The sequence below is a fragment of the Bradyrhizobium sp. USDA 10063 genome (assembly GCF_054063735.1).
The window spans coordinates 7,380,241-7,401,178 of the sequence record NZ_JBSSGP010000002.1 but is presented as its reverse complement, the minus strand read 5'-3'; the positions used below and the strand labels follow the sequence as shown (position 1 = coordinate 7,401,178).

Below are 20,938 nucleotides of genomic sequence, written 5' to 3'. Positions count from 1 at the left end.
GGAGAGGTGTCAAACCTACAGCGCCCCCTGGCCAAAGGTGTTGCAGGCCGACACCGTGCCCTGCTGGTAGCCGGTCATGAACCATTGCCGCCGCTGCTGCGCCGAGCCGTGGGTGAAGGAGTCCGGCACCACCCTGCCCGTCGCCTGCCGCTGCAGCGTGTCGTCGCCGATCGCGGTTGCCGTCTTGAGCGCGGCGTCGATGTCGCCGGCCTCGAGGAAGCCCGGCCGCTTCTTCTCTTCGCGGTTGACCCAGACGCCGGAGAGGCAATCGGCCTGCAGTTCGACCTTCACCTGCAGCGCATTGGCCTCGGCCTTGCTGTCGGCCGCCTGTTGCAGCCGCGTCACGCGCGGGATGATGCCGAGCAGGTTCTGCACGTGATGGCCCGCCTCATGGGCGATAATATAGGCCGCGGTGAATTTGCACGCACTGCCCGAGCAGCCGCGGAAGCGCGTCTCGACCTCGCGGAAGAACGCGGTGTCGAGATAGATGGTCTTGTCCGGCGGACAGTAGAACGGCCCCATCGCCGACTGCGCCATGCCGCAACGGCCGCCATTGGTGGCGTTGCGGAACAACACGATCTTCGGACCGGTGAAGGTCTGCCCGTTGGCCTGGAAGATCTCGCTCCAGCGATCGTCGATCTCGCCCAGGATGCCGGAGATCATGCTGCCCATTTCGTCGGTGGGCGCGCCGGTCTTGCCGGACGCCGTCCGGCGGTCGGTCTGGTAGGTCGGCGCCTGTCCGCCGCCGGTCAGGATCTCGGCGCCGCCGATCAGGATGCGCGGGTCGATGCCGAAGGCGTAGCCGAGCAGGCCGAGCACGATGATGGTGCCGATGCCGAGCCCGCCGCCGCCCATGGGAATGCCGAAGCCGCCGCCTCCGCCGCCACCATATCCGCCCTCGTCGCGACGATCCTCGATGTCGTCGCTGCGACGGAAATCATCGTAACGCATGGCGGCTTCCCCTTAAGTCCTATCCTATGTAAACGCGGAACAGACGTAAAATTTCCATTCCGTTAATCAATAGCCTGCCCGGCAAATGTTGCCTAGTGCGACGCTGCGGCATCCGCGCATGCCTGATGCCGCCAATGTCTTCACGAATCGCGTGAGCTCCCCGGCAACAACATGCGATTTCCGATTCCGCCGTCGCTGGCGCAATTCGCATAACGCATGCTGCAAAGCAGCGCTCGATTTTCAAAATTCGAAAACACGCAATCAAGATGCGCAGAACCTGTCGCGCGGTATTTTCAATTAAGTCGATTTTTACTTTGGCGGGTCATGGTGGCGCCAGTCGGTTGTTTGGTCCCGCGTCGCCGACAGCGTCGCCTGAGTCAGAGTTTTGAGTCATGGTTGAGTCGCGTCGCGGGGCGTCTGCAAGGGCGCCCCGCACTAAATTTGAGTCCACGTCATCTGCTCGTATCGTCCTAGGCGATTGCGTCGCAGAGATGTCAAAGCTTGCAGCCGGCTCGGTCGATCTCGTCTTTGCAGATCCACCGTACAACCTGCAGCTCAAGGGCGACCTCAAGCGTCCGGACGAATCCCATGTCGATGCCGTCAACGACGAGTGGGACAAGTTTTCCTCTTTCGCCGCCTATGACGATTTCACCCGCGCCTGGCTGCTCGCCGTTCGTCGCGTCATGAAGCCGTCGGCGACGATCTGGGTGATCGGCTCCTATCACAATATCTTCCGCGTCGGCGCGATCATGCAGGACCTCGGCTTCTGGCTCCTCAACGATATCGTCTGGCGCAAGTCGAACCCGATGCCGAATTTCCGCGGCCGCCGCTTCACCAATGCGCACGAGACCATGATCTGGGCCGCGCGTGACGAGAAGGCCAAGGGCTACACCTTCAATTATGAAGCGCTGAAGGCAGCGAACGAGGATGTACAGGCGCGTTCCGACTGGTTGATCCCGCTGTGCACCGGAGAAGAGCGCCTCAAGGGCAAGGACGGCAAGAAGGTGCACCCGACGCAGAAGCCCGAGCAGTTGCTCGCGCGCGTGCTGCTGTCGTCGTCGAGGCCGGGCGACCTCGTGATCGATCCCTTCAACGGCACCGGCACCACGGGCGCCGTGGCAAAGCGTCTCGGCCGCCGCTACATCGGCTTCGAGCGCGACAAGGACTATGCCGCCGCCGCCGAAGCGCGCATCGCCGCCATCGATCCCTTGCCGGACGCCACGCTCGCCCCGTTCATGACCGCGCGCGAAGCGCCGCGCGTTGCCTTCTCCGAACTGATCGAGCGCGGCATGATCATGCCGGGCGCCAAGCTGGTCGACGCCAAGAAGCGGGTCGGCGCCTTGGTGCGCGCCGACGGCGCCATCATGCTGGGGGACAAGGTCGGCTCGATCCACCGCATCGGCGCGGTTGCGCAAGGGTCGGGCGCCTGCAACGGCTGGACCTTCTGGCACGTCGAGACCAAGAACGGCCTCAAGCTGATCGACGAGCTACGCGCCGAAATCCGCTCCGAGATGGCTGCGGGCTGAGCTCCCCTCAAATCCCTCCGTCATTCCGGGGCTCGCGCAAGCGAGAACTATGATGTGCAATTGCACATCAGAGAATCCATTTCACCACTTGCGCCCCGCGGCCCCAATGGATTCCGGACCTGCGCCTGTCGGCGCATCCCGGAATGACAAGAGAAGTCCTACTCACTTCCGTTATGCCTCGGCGGAACAGAAAGCTACGCCTCACTGGACGTCACGATGACGACGTGTTGAACGCTTTTGCCTTGATTCGGCGCGAACGCAGGGCCTAAAATTCAGTTGTTGGTCGCTGTTTCGATTGGATTGCCCGATGCGCAGACAATCCGACACGCTGCTGCTTGTGCCGCTATTGCCGATCTTCTTTATCGGCATGTTCCCGATATTGCTGTTCGGCCTGCTCGGCTTTTTCGGCCTCGGCATCTTCGGCGTTCTCCTGGTCTCCGTCGGACTGACGAGCGCGCTGGAGGCGCAGAGCCACTTCACCGAGGACATCATCACCCACGGCTATGGGCGGAGCACAGAGCGTGCCGTTCAGGTCACCGACCTGCACACCGCAACGCGCCTCGCAGCCCTCCTTGATGTGGCAGGGATTGCGCTGATCATCGCCAGCGCGATCGGCTTCATGTACATCGGCTGATCGCCGGCCGCCGTCCCGAGGCCCTTCACAAATTCATTGCTTGCGCGCTCTGCCGAACTTGGCGCATGAGTGCGGCCCGCGGCCCATGCGGCCCGCATCCCGATTTGGTCGGCAACAAAACAAACGGAGCTTTTGAGATGCTCAAATTCTACTTCAACGGCGCACCGAACCCGAACAAGGTCGCGCTCTTCCTGGAAGAGTCCGGCCTGCCCTACGAACCGGTCGCGATCGACACCCGCAAGGGCGAGCAGTTCAAGCCGGAGTTCCTGAAGATCAACCCGAACGGCAAGGTGCCGGCGATCGACGATGACGGCGTCTTCGTGTTCGACTCCAACGCGATCCTGCTCTATCTCGCCGAGAAGACCGGCAAGTTCCTGCCCGCCAACACGCCGGCCGACCGCGCGCAGACGCTGTCCTGGCTGATGTTCATCGCCACCGGCCTCGGTCCCTATTCGGGGCAGGCGGTGCATTTCAAGACCGTGGCCCCGAAAGAGCTGGAGTATGCGCACAACCGCTACCAGTACGAAGCCAATCGCCATTACAAGATTCTTGATGATCATCTCGCCAAGAGCCGTTACATGGTCGGCGACACCTACACCATCGTCGACATGGCGTTCTGGGGCTGGGCGCGGCTGGCCGCCTTCGTGCTCGGCGACGAAGCTTACGCGAAATATCCCAACGTCAAGCGCCTCGTCGACGAGATCTCCGCGCGTCCGGCCGCCACACGCGCGATCGCGCTGAAGGACAAGTTCACCTTCAAGGCCGAGATGGACGAGGAGGCGAAGAGCTTCATGTTCGGCCACCTCAAGACCAAGGTGGCTTGACCGCCCTTCGCGGTGCCGGCACGCACCTCGTGTGTGAACCACGATGCAAATTGGGAAGGCGGGCAAAGGCGCATGCACCGTGCCCACCTTTCGGTTCCGTCAGATCATCAGATCGTGCGGCGTATGGGTGACGATAGCGCTCCCCGCGAGGTCCGAGACGAAACTGAAACCGTCAGCCGAGTGCTGCTCCTGCAGAGCCGGCTCAATGAGCTGCGCTCCCTCTCCCGCAGCATCTTCGCGATGATTGCTCGATGCCAGGTCATGGTCGGCATTTCCGGGGGCGAAGCCGTCCGAACCTCCAGGAGCTGAGTTCCCGTCCTTGAAGTGGAATGCGTCTTCAACCACGCTCGTTCCGGCCGCCTCTGACCCGAACATCGCATCGGCAGTTGAGGATCGCTCGAAATCCGCCGCATCGGCATGCTTGAAATCGTCGGGGTCTGCGTCGCAGGCGCCCTTGATGGTGATGGCCACGACCTGGGGGGTGCCGTCGATGGTGGTCACCGTGAAGGTATCGGTCAGGGTGTCGCCGTCGTCGAGCGCCTGCACCGCGCGGTTGCAGTTGTCGAGCGTGTAGGTCCACACGCCGGCCGCCGTCATCGTGAAGGTGCCGTAGCCGCCATCGCTCGCTCGCGGCGAGCAGACCGCCGTGAAAGTATCGGGCGGATTGTCAACGTCGGTATCGGTAAGCGTGCCGGTCGCGGTTGGCGTGCCGGGCCCATCCTCGCCAGCTTCGATCACGCAGCCCGTGGTGGCGCCGGAAATGACGGCCGCGTCGTTGGTGCCGTTGATGGTGATCGTCACCACTTGTGCAGTGCCGTCCGCGGTGGTCACCGTGAAGGTGTCGGTCAGGCGGTCGCAGACGTTGAGCGCCTGCACGGCGCCGTTGCCGTTGTCGAGCGTGTAGGTCCACACGCCGGCCGCCGTCATCGTGAAGGTGCCGTAGCCGCCGGTGCTCGCCGTCGGCGAAGTGACCGCCGTGAACAGATCGGGCGGATTGTCGACGTCGGCAGCAGCGAGCGTGCCGGTTGCGGTCGGCGAGCCCGGATTAGCATTGGCGACGCACCCGGCCTCGACCACGCAGCCGGTGGTGACGCCGGAAATCACGGCCGCATCGTTGGTGCCGTGGATGGTGATCGTCACCACTTGTGCAGTGCCGTCCGCGGTGGTCACCGTGAAGGTATCGGTCAGGTGGTCGCCGACATTGAGCGCCTGCACCGCGCCGTTGGCGTCGTTGAGCGTATAGGTCCACGCACCGGCCGCGGTCATCGTGAAAGTGCCGTAGCCAACATGACTCGCCGTTGGCGAATTGACCGCCATGAAGGTGTTGGACGCATTGTCGACGTCGCTGGCGGTGAGCGTGCCGGTCGCGGTCAGCGTGCCCGGCACAGCACCGCTCGCCTCGATCACGGAGCCGATCGTCGCGCCGGAAACGATGGCGGCGTCATTGGTGCCGCTGATGGTGATCGTCACCACCTGAGCGGTGCCGTCCACGGTGGTCACCGTGAAGGTGTCGGTCAAGGTGTCGCCGACATTGAGCGCCTGCACCGCGCCGTTGGCCTCGTTGAGCGAGTAGGTCCACACGCCCGCCGCCGTCACCGTGAAGGTGCCGTAGCCGCCGTCGCTCGCCTTCGGCGAGTCGACCACGGTGAAGGTATTCGGCGGATTGTCGACGTCAAAGTCAGTGAGCGTGCCGGTTGCGGCGAGCGTACCGGGCCCTGCACCGCCCGCCTCGATCACTGCGCCAGTCGTGGAACCCGAAATGATGGCCGCGTCGTTGATGCCATTGATGGTGATTGTGAAGACCTGATTGGCCGAGAGTGTGCCGTCCGACACCGTGACAACGAAGCCCTCAGTCGTCGGCGCGGTCAGCGCATTGATCGCGCCGCTGTCCGGAACGAAGGTGTAGGCGCCCGTCGCGCTGTTGAGGTAGAGCGTGCCGTAGGAACCGGCGCGCGATACATCGTATGTCGCCCCTCCCAGCACCGTGCTGCCGGCGATTCCGCCATCGATGCCAAAGGTCAGTGCAGCGCCGCTGTTGGTGCTGCTGGCAACGAACGTTCCGCTCGTCGCAGCGAACTGGTCAAACACCACCGTATCGATTTCCGTTGGCCCCGATGCCGCGGTCAACACCGGCGGCGAACGCACGACAAACAGTTCAGGAACTGTCATCGACGGCAGCGGCGGGAGCGAATTATGGATCGGGAGAGTGTCAGTCTGAATAAAATCGATTCGCTGCACCGGCAGCCGATCGATCGAGGGCGGTGTGCTCGACCCGGTTGCCCCCTGTTCCTTCGCGAAGTTGGCCAGTACGTCCTGCTGGGCGGCGTGCAACTCCTCCATGCGAGTCGCACTATTCGCTGATTGGTTCACGCTGACCGAGGACCCTCTCCTGCTCAGGATGGTCGTCTCTCCGGGATCCTCGACAATAATGTGTCGCGGGATCGGCTCTTTGGTCACGAGCTCGAATACGCCATGCTCGAGATCCTTGTATGTGATGTTGTCGTCATCGAGATATGTGACGTTTGGCTCCGCCGCCTGGACTTCTTTCATAGCCGCGAAGGTCAGTGCCGCGAGTGTCAACGTGCCGATCCCGCCGGCATGAGCGCGGCCCCGAATGCTTCCAACAGGCGTATCGACCGTGAGACAGCCGGTGCTCGCCACCCGTCCGACAATGAAAGCGAAGGTCCCTCTGGTCACGCCAAACAGAGCCGAATGCGAGGAGCCGTCGGAGTCGCAGATCAATTCGCTCAACACCAGACGGGTGCCGGGAGACAGGTTGAACACGGTGCCGTCGATAAAGCGAATTCCGATCCGCCCGTCGGCCGCGGTCTCGATCACGTCTCCCTGACAAACGGGATCGCCAGCGGTGAGTTGAACGGCAATGCCGGTCGCACGGGTGAGGATGCAGCAACCGATCGCGGTTTGCACCTCGCCTATGATTTGGGGAAGCTCAGAGCCTACCACCTTGACGTCGCGGCTGGGCTCGACGCAAGACGCAACCAACATCGCTTCGACCTCGCCTGCTGCGTACTCTCAGGCCAGCGTGGTGCCGAACTTTTCTTGCTCTGGCTTTGCCTACGCCATGAGGTCAAAATATTCTTGGCGTTGGGCAGCCCTGGGCTCGCCCGCCGAAACATCCTGATCCAAATTTAATCCAACATATCGGTAAAATCGGATGCATTCAATGCATGAATTAACTCGCCCGATGGAGGGATTAAATCACTGTTTCGCGGAGCGCGGCGTCTCTCTGGCTCGCTACAATTGCGGCCCCTCAAGATGCAACGTTTTAGTGGCACTAGGCCGCCCGGGGGATTAATATGACGACAGATTTAAAATGAGGTGGCCGGTCATGGCCGCCCCGACATTGTACGTACTGCAAGTTTATGGCGACCTGGCTGACCATTGAGGTCAGCGGGCTGTCGCGCGGCAAAAAAGATCTTCTCAGGAAGGGGGGATCATGTGCACGCATCCAATTATCGCGTCGGTGGCGAGTTTGGCTCTGGCGCTAGCCAGCCTTTTGGCTGATGCAGCCCATGCGCAGGTCAACCCTCCCGGGCCCGCCGTTCAGGATCTCGCATCCGCAAAGCCCATCGGAACAGTTGTGACCACCACCGGCTCGGTGACAATCGAGCGCGCGAGGGCAATGGTCATCCAGGCAAATATCTCCGGCCAAATCGCCCAGACGAAGGTTGGTGATATCGTTTACCTCGGCGACGTGGTGCAGACCGGGGCCGACGGCAAGGTCGGGATCAATTTTGCCGATGGCAGTTCGTTCAAGCTATCGAGCAACGCCCGGATGGCGTTGGACGAATTCGTGTACGACCCGAACGGGAAATCCAACTCGACCTTGTTCAATCTAACCAACGGAACACTTACGTTTGTTGCCGGCAATGTCGCGAAGACCGGCGACATGAAGGTCGATACCCCAGTCGCAACCATGGGTATTCGGGGCACGACTCCACATGTCGAAGTTTCGGATGACGGGACAGTCAGGTTTTCAACCCTTATCGAAGAGGGCAAGAGCAAGCTGACGAAAAAGTCCGGCCCATCCGCAGCGCAGCAATCCGAACAGAAAGCCAATCGCAAGCTCAATTTGAATATCTGCCGAGGGTGCTAGGCCGATGTCTTGAGCCGGTCTCGGCGCAAGAAGCCAGCCGGACGGACGCCCTTTTCGCGGGAATCGACGACCGCACGTTCCGCAATCTCCAAGGTCAGGAAGCCTGATATGGACGCTAGTGCAAGGGGAGGCATCATTGGCGGCGTGGCATGCATGCTCATCCTGCTGTCGCTCGGTTCACCCGCATCGGCGCAGGAAGCAAAGAAGGGCAACTATCTGACTGACATCGCGTCGTGCAACGGCTCGGATCATGCCTCGCTTGAAGCCAGGGTCGGTGGCTGCACGGCGCTCATCGCGTCGAGTCACAGCAAGCCGACCGCCCTGGCTATTGCCTATAACAATCGCGGCAATGCCTACATGGCAAAGGGGGACTACGACCGCGCCATCCAGGATTTCGGTCAATCGATCAAGCTCAACCCGACTTACGCCAAGGCCTTCAACAATCGCGGCGTGGCTCACCTCAAGAAAGGCGAATACGACCTCGCCATCAAGGCTCTGGATGATGCGATCCGGATCAATCCCAGCTACGGCGGCGCTTTCGCCAACCGAGCCCGAGCCTACCTGAAGAAGAACGAGTACGATCGTGCGGCCCGGGACTATGACGAGGCAACTCGTCTTGAGCCCAATCTGGAAGCGGTGTGGAGCGGACGCTGTTGGACGCGGGCCATCCGCGGCGCGTTGGAGGCGGCGCTGGAGGACTGCAACAAGGCGCTTCAATTAGCGCCGAACAACGCCGCAACCTATGACTCGCGCGGGCTGATCTACCTCAAGATGGGCAAATTCGATGCGGCGATCGAGGACTACAGTTCTGCGCTGCACCTCGACCCGAAGCTCGCGAACGCACTCTATGGACGCGGGCTTGCCAGGCTGAAGACGGGCGACAAAGCGGGCAGCGACGCCGATATTGCATCGGCAAGGACGATCCAGGCCAGGATCGGCAACGACTTCACGCGCTATGGGGTGCGGTAGGTACCAGCCTCGCGCGTGAACGCGGCAAGCGTCGAACCCGAAAAGTTCGAGCGCTCGCCACCGTCGATATGAGCCCTTGTCGGCACAGGCGCGACGCCTCAACCCGCCGCGCGATGCTGCGACGCCGGAAGCAGCCCCAGCGCCTTCTCGGTCAGCACCGAGTCGCAATATTCCCTGATCTCCTTGATCTTGCCGTCCTCGAGGCGGAACACCAGGCAATAGTCATTGTCGTAGCGAACGCCTTGCTTGGTGACGTTGTCGCCCTTGGCTTCGACCACGACGTGGTCGCCGTCGGCGATGAAGCGATGGGCGACGGTGCGCGCCCGTTCTGCCAACAGCGAACGAACGTGACCGTGCAGGTCGTTGAGGATCGATTGCTTGCCGCCGAACGTGCGCGACCAGGAATACTGTCCGGTCACCGTCCATGTCGCATCCTCGGCGAGGCTCGCGGTGAACAGCGTGCGATCGCGCGCCGCGGGATCGGGATTTCCGGCGGCGGCAAAGATCTGCTGCATCAGTTTCTTGTTGTCGGTTGCGCTCATGGCGACGTCTCCAATGGCTGATTGAGTACGCCTCCTTGTGCCGCGCAGGAGACCATTCTTCAAATCGATATCCAATATGATATCTATTCGTCCAATGAATTTGAATTCGCTTGACCTCAACCTCCTGACCGCGCTCGACGCGCTGCTGCGGGACGCCAGCGTCAGCCGCGCCGCGATGCGGCTTCATCTGTCGCAGCCGGCCGCAAGCCACGCGCTGCAGCGCCTGCGCGATCTGATCGGCGATCCGCTCCTGGTGCGCAGCGGCGCCCGCATGGAGCTGACGCCGCGGGCGCAGGCGTTGCGCGCGCCGCTGGCGCAGGCACTCGACCAGGTGCGCGCGCTGTTCGTTCCCGACGCGTTCGACGCCGTCAGCAGCGACCGGCATTTCCGCCTGATGATGCCGGACCTCGCGGTCGAGCTCCTGATGCCGCCGTTGATGGAGAAGGTCACACGGATCGCGCCGCATGTGACGATCGACGTGGTGCCGTGGCGGGGACCCGCGATCTTCACCGCGGAGTTCGCCCGCACCATCGACCTCGTGATCTCGATCGGCGACGCCTGCCTTCAAGGGCTTTCACCGCCAGCGCCTCTATGTCGACGGCGACGCACTCGCGGTGCGCCGCGGCCATCCCGTCGGAGCGAGGTTGAAGAAGCGCGAAACGTTCCTTGCGGCAAGGCATGTCGCCGTCGTGATCCGTGGCCAGAACGAGGATCTGATCGATAGCTGGCTGCGCTCCAAGGGCATCGAGCGGCGCATCGCCCTCGTGGTCCCCGGCTATATCGAGGCGCTGCATGTGACAGCCCGCACCGACCTCGTCGCCTTCGTGCCGCGCCGCCTGATCACAGCACTCGCCCAGCAATTGTCACTGCTGACCGTGACGCCGCCGCTCGATCCCGGCATCGACGAGCAGTACATGTTCTATCCCACCCGCGCCCAGATGGACCCCGGCTCGATCTGGCTGCGCCAATTGATGCTGGAGACGGGCCGGGAGCTGGATCGGCGAAAGACGTAAATCCGCGTCGCGCGCGACGACTCCCTCCGTCGTTCCGGGCGCCTCTCGCTGCTTAGTGCTTCGGCAAGCTTGGATAGATCAGTGACTGATCCTCAATTTCCTGGTCGGGGAGCCTACCTAAGTTGGCCGTGACGTGGAGATCTTGTAATGGCGGCATAGCGGCAGCTCCGGCGGACATCCTGGTTGACGGCGTATGCGACCAGAGCATGGTGGTTGCTGCGAGCAAGGCGACGGCTGCGATTGCAAAAATCATCGGATGCTTCATGTGTGAAACCTCCTGTTCGATTTCGAAAGGTCAGCTTGCAGCAGCTTGAATAGGTTGAAACGCGGCCGGCGAGCGTGAATTGCCTCACATCTCACGCGCTCGTGTCTTCCAAGTTGTGAGTTCACGATTTTGCTGGCCAGCGGATGTTCGCTTTAGTGCGCATAACCAACTCAGGCCGGACATCGCGCGAGGTCAAAAAAGAGCCAGGGGCTGACTTGGCGCTGATTACTGCCGGTGAGGAATGCCATCGCGAGATTTCGGCAGAGGTACTGTCTTGTAATGGATCCGGATCTGAAGGAAGTTTTTTTCGTTATGCCGTCGCGGGTCGTGCGGCCATAGCGGCGGCATCTCGCAACGAACGTCGACCGCACAGAACTCGCCCTTGCAGACCTCTTCCTACGCCCATGAGGCAGCGGACCGCGTGAAAGCACTTGCTCCGTTGCAACCGGCGGGCGCCTTCGAGCGGCGAAGCCCTATCGATGGAGGGTGGCGTCATGTTGATTGACAGCGAAGACATATCCATGCGTCGACGGGATGTTGTTTGCGGTGGTGGTGCCGCCGTGTTCAGCGCGATCGTAGCCTCGCTGCTCGGCGGCGCGAAGCCTGCGCGGGCCCAGCCGATCTCTGGTCCCGTGCCCGAGGTCGACCGTGTTGCAGTACGCGTCGTCATCGATAGCTATCAGATCGCGGTGGCGCCCAGCACGAAGGCCGGTAATGTCGAAATTCAGCGGTTTGGGTGGGGCATCGGTGGTGGCAAACCGCCGCGCAAGACGCTGATCAGCGAGTTTGGTCTTTCGATGCATGCCGAGTCCCAATTCGGAAACGACCGACGCCAAATTCTGGTGGATTTCGGCTTCACGCCGGAAGCGCTCAACAACAACATTGAATTATTGGGAATCGACCCAGCCGCGATCGACGCCCTCGTCCTGAGTCATGGCCACTACGATCATTTCGGCGGGCTGGTCGGCTTCTTGAAGCAAAACAGCGGCAGGCTGAGAACGGGGCTTCCATTCTACGTTGGCGGCGAGGATTGCTTCTGCTCGCGCGAGTGGACGGCGCCACCGGTGCGGGGAGATTTCGGCGCGCTCGACCGCAAGGCGCTGAACGATGCCAACGTGACCGTCACCTATGCCGAGGGACCGGCGCTGGTCGCCGACCACGGGTTTACGAGCGGCCAAATCCGGCTGACCAGCTTCGAGAGATTGCTGTCCCCAAGTGCAATGAAGGTCGGTGTGGAGCAGGGATTCGGCTGCTATCCCCAACGGGTCTCCGCAGAGGATCGCGCCAAGGGTGTCGTCCCCGACGAATTCCGTCACGAGATTGCAACCACCTTCAATCTGAAAGGACGCGGGCTGGTGGTGCTGACGTCGTGCAGCCACCGCGGCGTCGTGAATGCAGTCAAGCAGGCCCAGGCGGCCTCAGGGGTGAAAAAGGTTCATGCGGTAATGGGCGGATTCCATCTCGCGCCGTACAAGGAGGACTATGTGCGGGAAACGATCGCGTCACTCAAGGAGATCGACCCCGATTACATCATTCCGATGCACTGCACTGGAGAACCCTTCTGGGAAATCGCCAGAACCGAGATGCCGACCAAGCTGCTGCGCGCCTATACCGGCACACGCTTCGTCTTTGACGCTTGAGTCGCGAATACTGCACTCGAGCGGCTCCGCCGGCTCACCGCATGCGGTCGGGTGCTGCGCGGGCCGCAAGCGGCCCCGCAACTGCCGTCGCCGCATCGGCGAGAAGCGTGATAGACTTGAGCCGCCTCGACTACCTCCCCGACGGCCAAGGCCCTCGCTCCCGAAAGACCACCACATCGCGCCCCGGCTGTTTTGCCGCGACCCGATGTCTCTTGTGAGTCAACAGGGCCATTCGGAAGGTCGGTCAGTCACATCCGGTCCTCCCCGATAAGCGGACCATCTCAGAGCCCGCCTGGGACTTCGCAAAAGGGCCAAACCCACGCATTGACCAATTTCCGTAAGGCTGGCAGCAGACGTCTCACTGCTCGGCCATGTTCCTATGTACCAGCTCCGCGCTAGAGACATTTTCACCAATCAGTCTTGCCACCTCGGCGGCATGCGTAGCAATGACGGAATGGGCCGCCCCGGGAACGGTCACGAGAGATGCGTTGGGAATGGCGCCGCTCAGAATCTCGGCGCTCCTCGCTATATAAGGGTGTCCACGGCCCCCGCGCATGACGAGGGTGGGAACGGAGATGCCCGAGTAGGCCACAATCGGCGCATCAAAGTCGAAGCCCGAACGCCAGTCGAGAATGTTGGTTGCCGTGGTCGCGATAAGATAATCACGCACGCGCGACGGAAGCGCATCGAAGCTTCCATCACCGTCATGAAGGTCCATCACACGTCGGACAGCCTCCTTATCCCCACTATCGAAGGCCCGGAAATAAGCGTCACGGAAGTTCGCGTTTTGCTCGTACAGCACTAAGTCGCCAGCCCGGCGCAGCAGATTTACTCCGGTCGGTTCGATGACACTCAGGCTGACGGGCGGGGTGGCCCCGCGGATCGCAACAGCAAGGCAAACCTGGGCCCCGTACGAGTGTCCAACAAGATGCACGCACCCGCCAGCCCGCCGGCAGACGATTTCAACAATTTCGGCCTCGCGGTCGATCGAAAAATCGGCTGCGGTTCTTCGTTCCGCTGTGCCACCGTAACCAAGCAGGCTCGTTGTAACGATGCGAAATTGGCCGCTCAGCGCCGCGATCACGCTGCGCCAAGCTGACCGCGTGCCCCAAGATCCAGGCACAAAGACTATCGTGGGGCCTGATCCCTCTTCATCATAATCGATGTCGCCGCGGGCATCTTGGATCAAACTCGCGTTCCTCCGCCGCCAAACGTCGAACTCGAGAGCTAGCGTTGGAAATCAGCAGGGTCAACGATGGCGATACAAGCAGCGCCCCTGACCTAACTAATGCTCGATGTACTCGATAAGCACGACCGCTATGGGTCAAACCGGAATTCAGCCTCAACACCACTCGGTGTCCGGTTTCACCTCGACATCGGACATGATGCGTTTATCCGAGCTGATCTTTCCCGCCCCCGGCACGGATCGAATTCGTCAGCCGGGAGCCACAGGCGGCCGAAAAAGCCAGTCCACATTCCATTGCAGGGGAGCGGACCGAAGTCGGCATTTCGGTTGCGCTTGGGCAAGCTTCGGGGTGCCCGGTTCAGCAATTGCAAGTGTTCTACCCATCGCAAGATCGAAAGGAGTTGGAATAGAAGCCGCGATGCCGGCCCGAATGGGCTCGCCCAAAGATGTCACCGCAATCGTAATCATCGCCACAGATACTAAGATTACGAACACATCTGTCATGATCCGCGTTGAAAAGTACTTTGTCATGGCTTGAGCCCTCACGGCCGAAAGAAGCGCATGCTCACAATCTAGTTCGTATGCAAATGAGTGAACGGGAGTTGCCGCGCGTGGCGGACCACCCGCTTGATAGGACAATAGCGACCAATAGTGTAGCAGCGAACCAGACCCAATCCATCCAGCCTGCAAGATGCGTCGAAAGTGACGCACAGAGGATGTATCGTCTAGGGACGACACGGCGAGGATGCGCTTGCTTTTAGCGTGGGCGGCCCCGGCCACGGTGCGGATCGAATTCGTCGACCGCACGCTGCCAAGCGTCCAATAGGGCCTGGTGCACGACATCCGCCTTTCTCTTAGAAGCCGACGTTAAAGCTGTTGGCGACTATGTCCGGGGTGGGCCCAGAAGGCGACATCACGACTTACTCAGGTGACGGCAGGCCGCTAGTTGGAGGCCTTAGCCAGAACCATCTAAGCCGCCCACTCTACCAATTCGAGGGTAATGCCCTCGGGACCCTCGAAAAGGCGCAGCTTTCGACTGATGTAGTCCATTTCGTCGCTCAGCACGGTTACGCCGTTGGCCACGAGGTGCGCGGTGGCTGCCTCAATGTCGTCGACGCGGAAGGCGAGGTGATTGAAGCCCCGTTGTCGCAGATTCGTCGGGTGCGCACCCGGATCAGTCCCCGGGGTCGGGTCGAACTCAAGCAGTTGGATCTCGAAATGAGGATCCGCTCCTTCTAATACGAGGGTGATGTGCTGAGCTTTCATGCCCGGCATGCCCATGTATCGTGCGGGAAGGCCACCGTCGATCCTTGCGACGTGATCCTTTCTGAAGCCAAATAGCGCAAAGAACTCGATCGCCGGGCCGGCGTCTGCCACCGCGATAGTAATATGATCTGGATTGAGTATCATCTTATCGCTCCCTGTCATCAACGCCGCACATTAGGCATAGCCTGCTTACCTCCGCCGGGTGAGCTACCCTGGCAACTGGTCCTCCCGCTCTCGTAACACTACCAGCTCGCTCCGCTGCACGGTAGGCGGCATGGCCCGCGCGGCGAAGGCTGCTTCGGGTCATTCGCGTCGCTTTGAGTGTGGGCCGATCACTTCCGGTCTACCACTATCAACAGACGTTCGCGGATATCGACGGCATGTCGCAAAGGCCACCAGCGGACATCCCCGGCATGAGTTGGGACGTCTGTTGGTGCCACTTCCGGATATCGCCTCCGATTCAAGACGAATTTATCTTTTGGGGCTTTCGGTACTTAACCCGCCGTGACGTAACCCTGATGGCTGCCAAGAACGTTCCGACAATCATGATTGCTTCAGGGCAAGGCAGTCGTAAGGCAAGCCGGTGCGGGACATAAAAGAACAACGGGCGGAACATCTGCGGTGACAGACTCGTTCCTTCTCGGTGGCAATCACGAGGAGGCTATTATGAGGACACCTCAGCTCTCCGCATTAGTGTTAGCTGTGCTTACCTTCAGTGCCGTCGCCGCAGAACCTCAGAAGCTGTGGGAGGCGAGTGGATTCAGGAACCCGGAATCGGCGGTCTTCGACCGAGCCACGGGGGCCATTTATGTGTCGAACGTCAACGGCGATGCGAGGAAGAAGGATGGCAACGGCTTCATTTCAAAGCTCGGGCCGGATGGAAAGGTCGTAACAATCGAGTGGGTCAAGGGACTCGACAGTCCGACCGGGCTGGCACTTGCCGACGGCAAGCTGTACGCCGCAGATGTGGACCGGATTGCGGAAATCGACCTCGCCAAGGGCGAAGTCATGAACCGATACGAGGCCCCCGGATCCAAGTTCTTGAACGACCTCACGGCTGACAAGAGCGGACGGATCTACGCCTCCGACATGGTGTCAAACAGCATTTGGGTGCTCGATGGCGGCAAGCTGTCGCTCCTGATGCAGGATGACGCGCTCGACAACCCGAACGGGCTTCTCGCCGAGGACGGCAGGCTTGTGGTCGCGTCGTGGGGCAAGATGGCCCCGGACTTCTCGACCAAGGTGCCTGGGCATATGAAGGTGGTCGATCTCGCAACCAAGAAAGTCTCTGCTCTTGGCGAGTCGAAACCAGTCGGCAATCTCGATGGCGTCGAGCCGGATGGCAAGGGCGGCTATCTTGTCACCGACTGGATGAATGGCGGGCTGTTCCACGTCGCGAGCAATGGCACGGCGACGCGTCTCCTTCCCCTCCAGAAGGGGAGCGCCGACCTCGGCGTGGCGCCGGATGGTACCGTCATAATCCCGATGATGATGGACGGCACTGTTGTGGCTTACAGGGTCGATACACGCTGAGCGCTGACAGCCGACCTGACAACGGCTCAAGCGTTGCCGCGTGCGCGGCGAAGCGAATTATCCAAGCGATTTCAAGGTGATTTGGCCTGTCCACCCCTCGCACAAAAAACATTCCGCTTTCGCCGTCGGGCAAATCAGCATTATGACTCCGCGCATCTCACCCGAATGAGGGGCGGCTCGCGATCGTCACGAACGTTGCGGTGAGATGCGGTGGACGCGATGCATGTGACTGACGAGCATGCGCATCACGGACGGCGAAGTCGTGTGGTTCTGGCGCCCCGACGCTGGCGCTAAGTTTTTTGCGCAAACAAGTTTGCGCGAGAGATGACGGTGGCAAGAAAGCCCGGTCACCGGGAAGAGCACGAAGTAAGCCGTAAACCATCGCGCAGGGAAAGCCGGAGTTGCTTCGGTTGACCTGTGGTCCTACCCCCGTGCTTTTTGTTGCACGGGGCCCACGGGTGCAACCGGCACCCGGCTTTCCCTGCGCCCTCTGATTTCGAGAGGGTGAACGAGACGCAAAGCTCGGACGCATCGCGCCGCGAGAATGCGGACTCATATCCTCTCAGCTGTTTGACAATTGACTCAGAACTCTCCCCACGTCGTTCCGGGCTTGATATGAAAGGCTGTAACCGCTTGCTCACACCACAACACCTCCCTGTGGTTATGGGTCCCGTCTTTCGACGGGACGACAGCGGTGCGGTGATTGTGAGAGCACCACAAAGCGCTCACGCCTCCGCCTCGAGCACCTTCTTCACCGCAGGTCGCTCGGCCATCCGCTTGCGGTGATCGACCACTTTCGGCAGGGACGCGAGATCGACGCCGTCGCCTTCCAGCCACTGCGCCATCGTGAAGAGATAGATGTCGCAGATCGTGAAGGCCTCGCCCATCACCCACGGGCCTTTCAGCATGTCGCGTTCGACCAGCGCAAAACTCGCGCCGACGGTTTTCGGGATCATGCGCTTCATGTCGGCAAAGGAGGAGTCCTCCGCCGCCCAGCGATAGCCGCGCATCTTGTGGGCATGCGCGACGTGCACCGTAGAGCAGAGATAGCTGTTGAACGCCTGCACCTCCGCGAATGCAAAGCTGTCATCGAGCGGCGCCAGCTTCGCTTTCGGAAAACTCTGCGCGATGAAGGCGAGCACCGCAGGCGTCTCGGTGAGGACGCCTTGATCGGTGACCAGCGCCGGCACACGTCCCTTCGGGTTGATCTTGAGATAGTCCGGGCTGTTCTGCTGGTTGGCCTTGAAGTCGACCCGTTCGATCGTATAGGGCGCGCCGGCCTCTTCGAGCGCGATGTGCGAGGCGAGCGCACAGGTGCCGGGGGCATAGTAGAGCTTGAGCATGTTCCATCCCTCATTCAGAAGGACGGGAAGTTAACGGCGCGCTGTTGCCCCGTCCATCCCCGCTCTGATTGACGGGCTCAGCGAACGGCCTTTGCCGTCTCCACCAGGCGTGCACTGGTCGATGCCGTCGCGAGCAAGGCGCCGTCTTCCGCCATCAGCCTGCCTTCGACGAAGGCGATGGTCTTGCCGAGCTGGATGACCCTGGCCTCGCCGACGAGCGGTCCCGGCTTCGCGGGCGCCAGGAAATTCACTGATATCGCGATGGTCGCGGTGTAGAGCTTGCCGTCGGTCATGACGAACACCGCCGGGCCCATGGTGTCGTCGAGCATCGCCGACAGGATGCCGCCCTGGATAAAGCCGGCCGGGTTGCGGAACTCGGGCTTACCCTCGAAGCCGATCCGGATCCAGCCTTCGTCCGGGCGCGCGTCGAGCAGGCGCCAGCCGAGCAGCTTGGCGCAGGGCGGCGTGGCGAGACGGTCAAGCGCGGTTGCGATCATGGGAGCCTCCGTTGGGGCTCCTACCTAGCGCAGGCCTGCTGCCAGCCTACTGTCAGCATAGCGTTTTCGAGCGAAGTGGCCCCCGGTTCGCGTGAAGAAAACGCGTCCTAACAAAGCCTCACATGCCGAGCCCGTGCGCGACCACCTTGCGCATCAGGTTGGGGAACGCTTCGTCCGCGAGCGTCGCGACCGGCACCCAGCGCATCCCCTCCGGGGCGCGCGTGCGCGCTGGAACGGTCGCGGTGTAGACCGCAAGCTCGAGCGGAAAATGCGTGAAGACATGGGTGACGACGCCCGCCTTGCGGTGCCAGCGCGCAACGCCCTTCAGCGACGGCGCCTGTTCAAGCGCGGCCGCATCGCCCTGCCCCGCCAGCCATTCGGAAGTCGGCACTTCCGTCATGCCGCCGAGCAGGCCCTTCTCGGGTCGGGTGCGGACCAGGAGCTCATCGCCGCGGGTGACGACAAAGGCAGCGCCGGAGCGCAGCGCGCCGGTCTTCTTCGGCGCCTTGCGCGGAAAGCTCTCCTGGTCGCCGCGCGCGCGAGCCGCACAGTCGTCGTTGAGCGGGCACAGCGCGCAGGCCGGCTTCTTCGGCGTGCAGATCGAGGCGCCCAGATCCATCAGCGCCTGCGCGCTATCGCCAGCGCGAGATTTCTCGTCGTCGGCGCGAGAGGGGCCGAGCAAGGTGCTCGCCAATTGCTGGATCAGCGGCTTGGCCTGCGGCAACGTCTCCTCGACCGCGAACAGCCGCGACACCACGCGCTCGATATTGCCATCGACCGGCATGGTGCAGCGGTCGAACGCGATCGCTGCGATGGCTGCGGCCGTGTATGGCCCGATCCCGGGCAGCGTGCGAAGCCCCTCTTCATCATCAGGAAAGATACCGCCATGGTCGCGCAGCACCGCGACCGCGCAGGCATGCAGGTTGCGCGCGCGGGAATAATAGCCGAGCCCGGCCCACATCCGCAGCACGTCGTCCAGCGAGGCGCGCGCAAGCTTGGTGACATCCGGCCAACGGGAGATGAATTTCTCGAAGTAGGGCCCAACCGCCTTGACCGTCGTCTGCTGCAGCATGATCTCCGACAGCCACACCCGGTAGGGATCAGCCCGCTCGCCCGCCGGCGCCCGCCACGGCAGCCGGCGTCGATGCCGGTCATACCAGGCAAGCAACAGGGCGGGCCGCGCGGCGACCGCGCCAGGCGTTTCTCGTGGCTTGGTCCTGGCGGCGGCGCGAGAGCTCATGGGTGCTACTTTAATGTCAGCGTCCAAATCTCTCCACGTCATGCCCGGGCATCCACGTCTTTATTCCTGGGATCGTTGCGAAAGTGATATGACAAACCATGTCAAAACCCGGTCCGATCAGCGCAAAGCCGCTCTCCATCCTGCTCAACGACGTCTTCTCGGACGCCTACGCCAAGCAGGGGTTCGCCGCGCGCGAACTGGTGACGCGGTGGGCGGAGATTGCGGGGCCTGAGATCGCGCGGTTTTCCGAGCCGATGAAGATGCAATGGCCGCGGCCGGTGGAGGGGCAGCCGCAGGAGCCGGCAACGCTGGTCCTTCGGGTCGAGGGGCCGATGGCGCTGGAAATCCAGCATTCCTCCGACCGCATCCTGGAGCGGGTCAACCGCTTCTTCGGCTGGCACGCAGTCGGCCGGCTGGCGCTGCGGCAGGCGCCTCTGTCGCGGCGGGAACGCCCGGCGCGGCCGCGCCCGCCCGACGCCAAGGCGGTGGCGGCGGTCGAAAAGACCCTGTCCGCCGTGGAGGACGAGGCGCTGCGTGCCGCGCTGGCGCGATTGGGGGCCTCGATCAAGCGAAATTGAGACTTTTTTGCGCGGCAGGCCTTTGAGCGCAGCATTGCCACAATCACTATTTCAAGCTAGCGAAAGCTCGCTTTTTTAGACCTCTTTGGGCGTGACCGCGCCAATCCGGGAGCCGACCTTGATCATCACGCGCCGCGCCTTCACCGCCGCTCTGTCACTGACCGGTCTCGCCGCCCTGATCGGTCTTTCGCCGCTGCGCCTGATTTCGGAGGCGATGGCGCAGACCGCGGCCGATGTCGCCAAGCCGCAGTCGCTGCCGGACATGGCGCTCGGCCCGCAGAACGCCCCTGTGACCATCACCGAATACGCCTCGATGACCTGCCCGCACTGCGCGAACTTCAACGAGACGGTATTCCCCAAGATCAAGTCGGAATACATCGACACCGGCAAGATCCGCTACGTGTTCCGCGAATTCCCGCTCGACATCAAGGCCGCCGCCGGCTCGATGCTGGCGCGCTGCATCGCCAAGGACGACGCACCGAAATATTTTGCGGTCATCGACCTCCTGTTCCGCCAGCAGAACGACTGGGTGATGAAGAACACCACGGAGACGCTGACGCGAATCGGCAAGCAGGCCGGCCTCAGCCAGCAGCAGGTCGAGGACTGCCTGAAGGATCAGGCGCTGCTCGACAAGATCGCCGCCGACCAGAAATACGCCAATGACGTGTTGAAGGTGAATTCGACGCCGACCTTCTTCATCAATGGCGAGATGCTGAAGGGCGAAACCTCGTTCGACGAATTCAGCAAGCGCATCAATTCGTTGTTGAAAAGCTGATTCGTCCACAGCTATTCGCAAGGCGCGCTAAACCAAGCA

General features: G+C 61.9%; 18 protein-coding genes and 1 pseudogene. 10 read left to right on the top strand and 9 right to left on the bottom strand.

What is annotated here, in order from left to right:
* Positions 1 to 15: 15 nt before the first annotated feature.
* Entirely contained in the window at positions 16 to 951 is a 936-nt protein-coding gene (ypfJ, locus tag ACVJGD_RS36885; RefSeq protein WP_456638804.1) for a KPN_02809 family neutral zinc metallopeptidase, read from the bottom strand.
* A gap of 392 nt (positions 952 to 1,343) precedes the next feature.
* Here ypfJ and ACVJGD_RS36880 point away from each other — a divergent pair, with 392 nt between their 5' ends.
* The 3 genes from ACVJGD_RS36880 to ACVJGD_RS36870 all read left to right on the top strand — a co-directional run bounded on the left by ACVJGD_RS36880 (position 1,344) and on the right by ACVJGD_RS36870 (position 3,935).
* Positions 1,344 to 2,477, top strand: a complete 1,134-nt coding sequence (locus ACVJGD_RS36880; RefSeq protein WP_456638803.1) for a DNA methyltransferase — start codon at positions 1,344 to 1,346, stop codon at positions 2,475 to 2,477.
* A 307-nt stretch (positions 2,478 to 2,784) separates the two neighbouring features.
* Positions 2,785 to 3,111 carry a hypothetical protein gene (locus ACVJGD_RS36875; protein WP_456638802.1) on the top strand — a complete coding sequence of 109 codons (327 nt, stop codon included), beginning with the start codon at positions 2,785 to 2,787 and terminating at the stop codon, positions 3,109 to 3,111.
* A 137-nt stretch (positions 3,112 to 3,248) separates the two neighbouring features.
* Entirely contained in the window at positions 3,249 to 3,935 is a 687-nt protein-coding gene (locus tag ACVJGD_RS36870) for a glutathione S-transferase family protein (protein ID WP_456638801.1), read from the top strand.
* 99 nt (positions 3,936 to 4,034) lie between these two features.
* On the opposite strand, the gene ACVJGD_RS36865 is transcribed toward ACVJGD_RS36870, so the two are convergent.
* Positions 4,035 to 6,941 (bottom strand): VCBS domain-containing protein, encoded by a 2,907-nt coding sequence (locus tag ACVJGD_RS36865; RefSeq protein ID WP_456638800.1) that lies wholly within the window; start codon positions 6,939 to 6,941, stop codon positions 4,035 to 4,037.
* 451 nt (positions 6,942 to 7,392) lie between these two features.
* Here ACVJGD_RS36865 and ACVJGD_RS36860 point away from each other — a divergent pair, with 451 nt between their 5' ends.
* Together ACVJGD_RS36860 and ACVJGD_RS36855 are read left to right on the top strand one after the other, a co-directional pair.
* Positions 7,393 to 8,052, top strand: coding sequence for a FecR family protein (locus tag ACVJGD_RS36860; RefSeq protein ID WP_456638799.1), 660 nt, complete (start codon positions 7,393 to 7,395; stop codon positions 8,050 to 8,052).
* Positions 8,053 to 8,160: 108 nt separating this feature from the next.
* Positions 8,161 to 9,021 carry a tetratricopeptide repeat protein gene (locus ACVJGD_RS36855; RefSeq protein WP_456638798.1) on the top strand — a complete coding sequence of 287 codons (861 nt, stop codon included), beginning with the start codon at positions 8,161 to 8,163 and terminating at the stop codon, positions 9,019 to 9,021.
* A 98-nt stretch (positions 9,022 to 9,119) separates the two neighbouring features.
* Here ACVJGD_RS36855 and ACVJGD_RS36850 read toward each other — a convergent pair whose 3' ends face one another.
* The gene (locus ACVJGD_RS36850; protein WP_456638797.1) at positions 9,120 to 9,563 is read right to left on the bottom strand and encodes a nuclear transport factor 2 family protein; all 444 of its coding nucleotides are present in this window, start codon (positions 9,561 to 9,563) and stop codon (positions 9,120 to 9,122) included.
* Between the two features lie 94 nt (positions 9,564 to 9,657).
* On the opposite strand from ACVJGD_RS36850, the pseudogene ACVJGD_RS36845 reads away from it, so the two are divergent.
* A pseudogene (locus ACVJGD_RS36845) lies at positions 9,658 to 10,576 on the top strand (LysR family transcriptional regulator).
* 52 nt (positions 10,577 to 10,628) lie between these two features.
* Here ACVJGD_RS36845 and ACVJGD_RS36840 read toward each other — a convergent pair.
* Positions 10,629 to 10,841 (bottom strand): hypothetical protein, encoded by a 213-nt coding sequence (locus ACVJGD_RS36840; protein WP_456638796.1) that lies wholly within the window; start codon positions 10,839 to 10,841, stop codon positions 10,629 to 10,631.
* A 479-nt stretch (positions 10,842 to 11,320) separates the two neighbouring features.
* Between ACVJGD_RS36840 and ACVJGD_RS36835 the strand changes: the two genes are divergently transcribed.
* Positions 11,321 to 12,481 carry an MBL fold metallo-hydrolase gene (locus ACVJGD_RS36835; RefSeq protein WP_456638795.1) on the top strand — a complete coding sequence of 387 codons (1,161 nt, stop codon included), beginning with the start codon at positions 11,321 to 11,323 and terminating at the stop codon, positions 12,479 to 12,481.
* A 358-nt stretch (positions 12,482 to 12,839) separates the two neighbouring features.
* On the opposite strand, the gene ACVJGD_RS36830 is transcribed toward ACVJGD_RS36835, so the two are convergent.
* A complete protein-coding gene (locus tag ACVJGD_RS36830) occupies positions 12,840 to 13,670 on the bottom strand; it encodes an alpha/beta fold hydrolase (RefSeq protein ID WP_456638794.1) in 831 nt (276 codons plus the stop codon).
* Between the two features lie 966 nt (positions 13,671 to 14,636).
* Entirely contained in the window at positions 14,637 to 15,077 is a 441-nt protein-coding gene (locus ACVJGD_RS36825) for a VOC family protein (protein WP_456638793.1), read from the bottom strand.
* Positions 15,078 to 15,554: 477 nt separating this feature from the next.
* On the opposite strand from ACVJGD_RS36825, the gene ACVJGD_RS36820 reads away from it, so the two are divergent.
* Positions 15,555 to 16,466, top strand: a complete 912-nt coding sequence (locus ACVJGD_RS36820) for an SMP-30/gluconolactonase/LRE family protein (RefSeq protein WP_456638792.1) — start codon at positions 15,555 to 15,557, stop codon at positions 16,464 to 16,466.
* A gap of 725 nt (positions 16,467 to 17,191) precedes the next feature.
* On the opposite strand, the gene ACVJGD_RS36815 is transcribed toward ACVJGD_RS36820, so the two are convergent.
* The 3 genes from ACVJGD_RS36815 to mutY form a co-directional block, all read right to left on the bottom strand.
* Complete coding sequence (locus ACVJGD_RS36815) at positions 17,192 to 17,809, bottom strand: glutathione S-transferase family protein (protein WP_456638791.1); 618 nt, start codon at positions 17,807 to 17,809, stop codon at positions 17,192 to 17,194.
* A gap of 77 nt (positions 17,810 to 17,886) precedes the next feature.
* Complete coding sequence (locus tag ACVJGD_RS36810; protein ID WP_456638790.1) at positions 17,887 to 18,306, bottom strand: PaaI family thioesterase; 420 nt, start codon at positions 18,304 to 18,306, stop codon at positions 17,887 to 17,889.
* A 118-nt stretch (positions 18,307 to 18,424) separates the two neighbouring features.
* The gene (gene mutY / locus ACVJGD_RS36805) at positions 18,425 to 19,546 is read right to left on the bottom strand and encodes an A/G-specific adenine glycosylase (protein ID WP_456638789.1); all 1,122 of its coding nucleotides are present in this window, start codon (positions 19,544 to 19,546) and stop codon (positions 18,425 to 18,427) included.
* A 98-nt stretch (positions 19,547 to 19,644) separates the two neighbouring features.
* On the opposite strand from mutY, the gene ACVJGD_RS36800 reads away from it, so the two are divergent.
* On the top strand, positions 19,645 to 20,124 hold the full coding sequence (locus ACVJGD_RS36800) for a DUF721 domain-containing protein (protein WP_456638788.1): 480 nt from the start codon (positions 19,645 to 19,647) through the stop codon (positions 20,122 to 20,124).
* A gap of 118 nt (positions 20,125 to 20,242) precedes the next feature.
* Positions 20,243 to 20,899 carry a DsbA family protein gene (locus tag ACVJGD_RS36795; protein WP_282531642.1) on the top strand — a complete coding sequence of 219 codons (657 nt, stop codon included), beginning with the start codon at positions 20,243 to 20,245 and terminating at the stop codon, positions 20,897 to 20,899.
* The last annotated feature ends 39 nt before the right edge of the window (positions 20,900 to 20,938 follow it).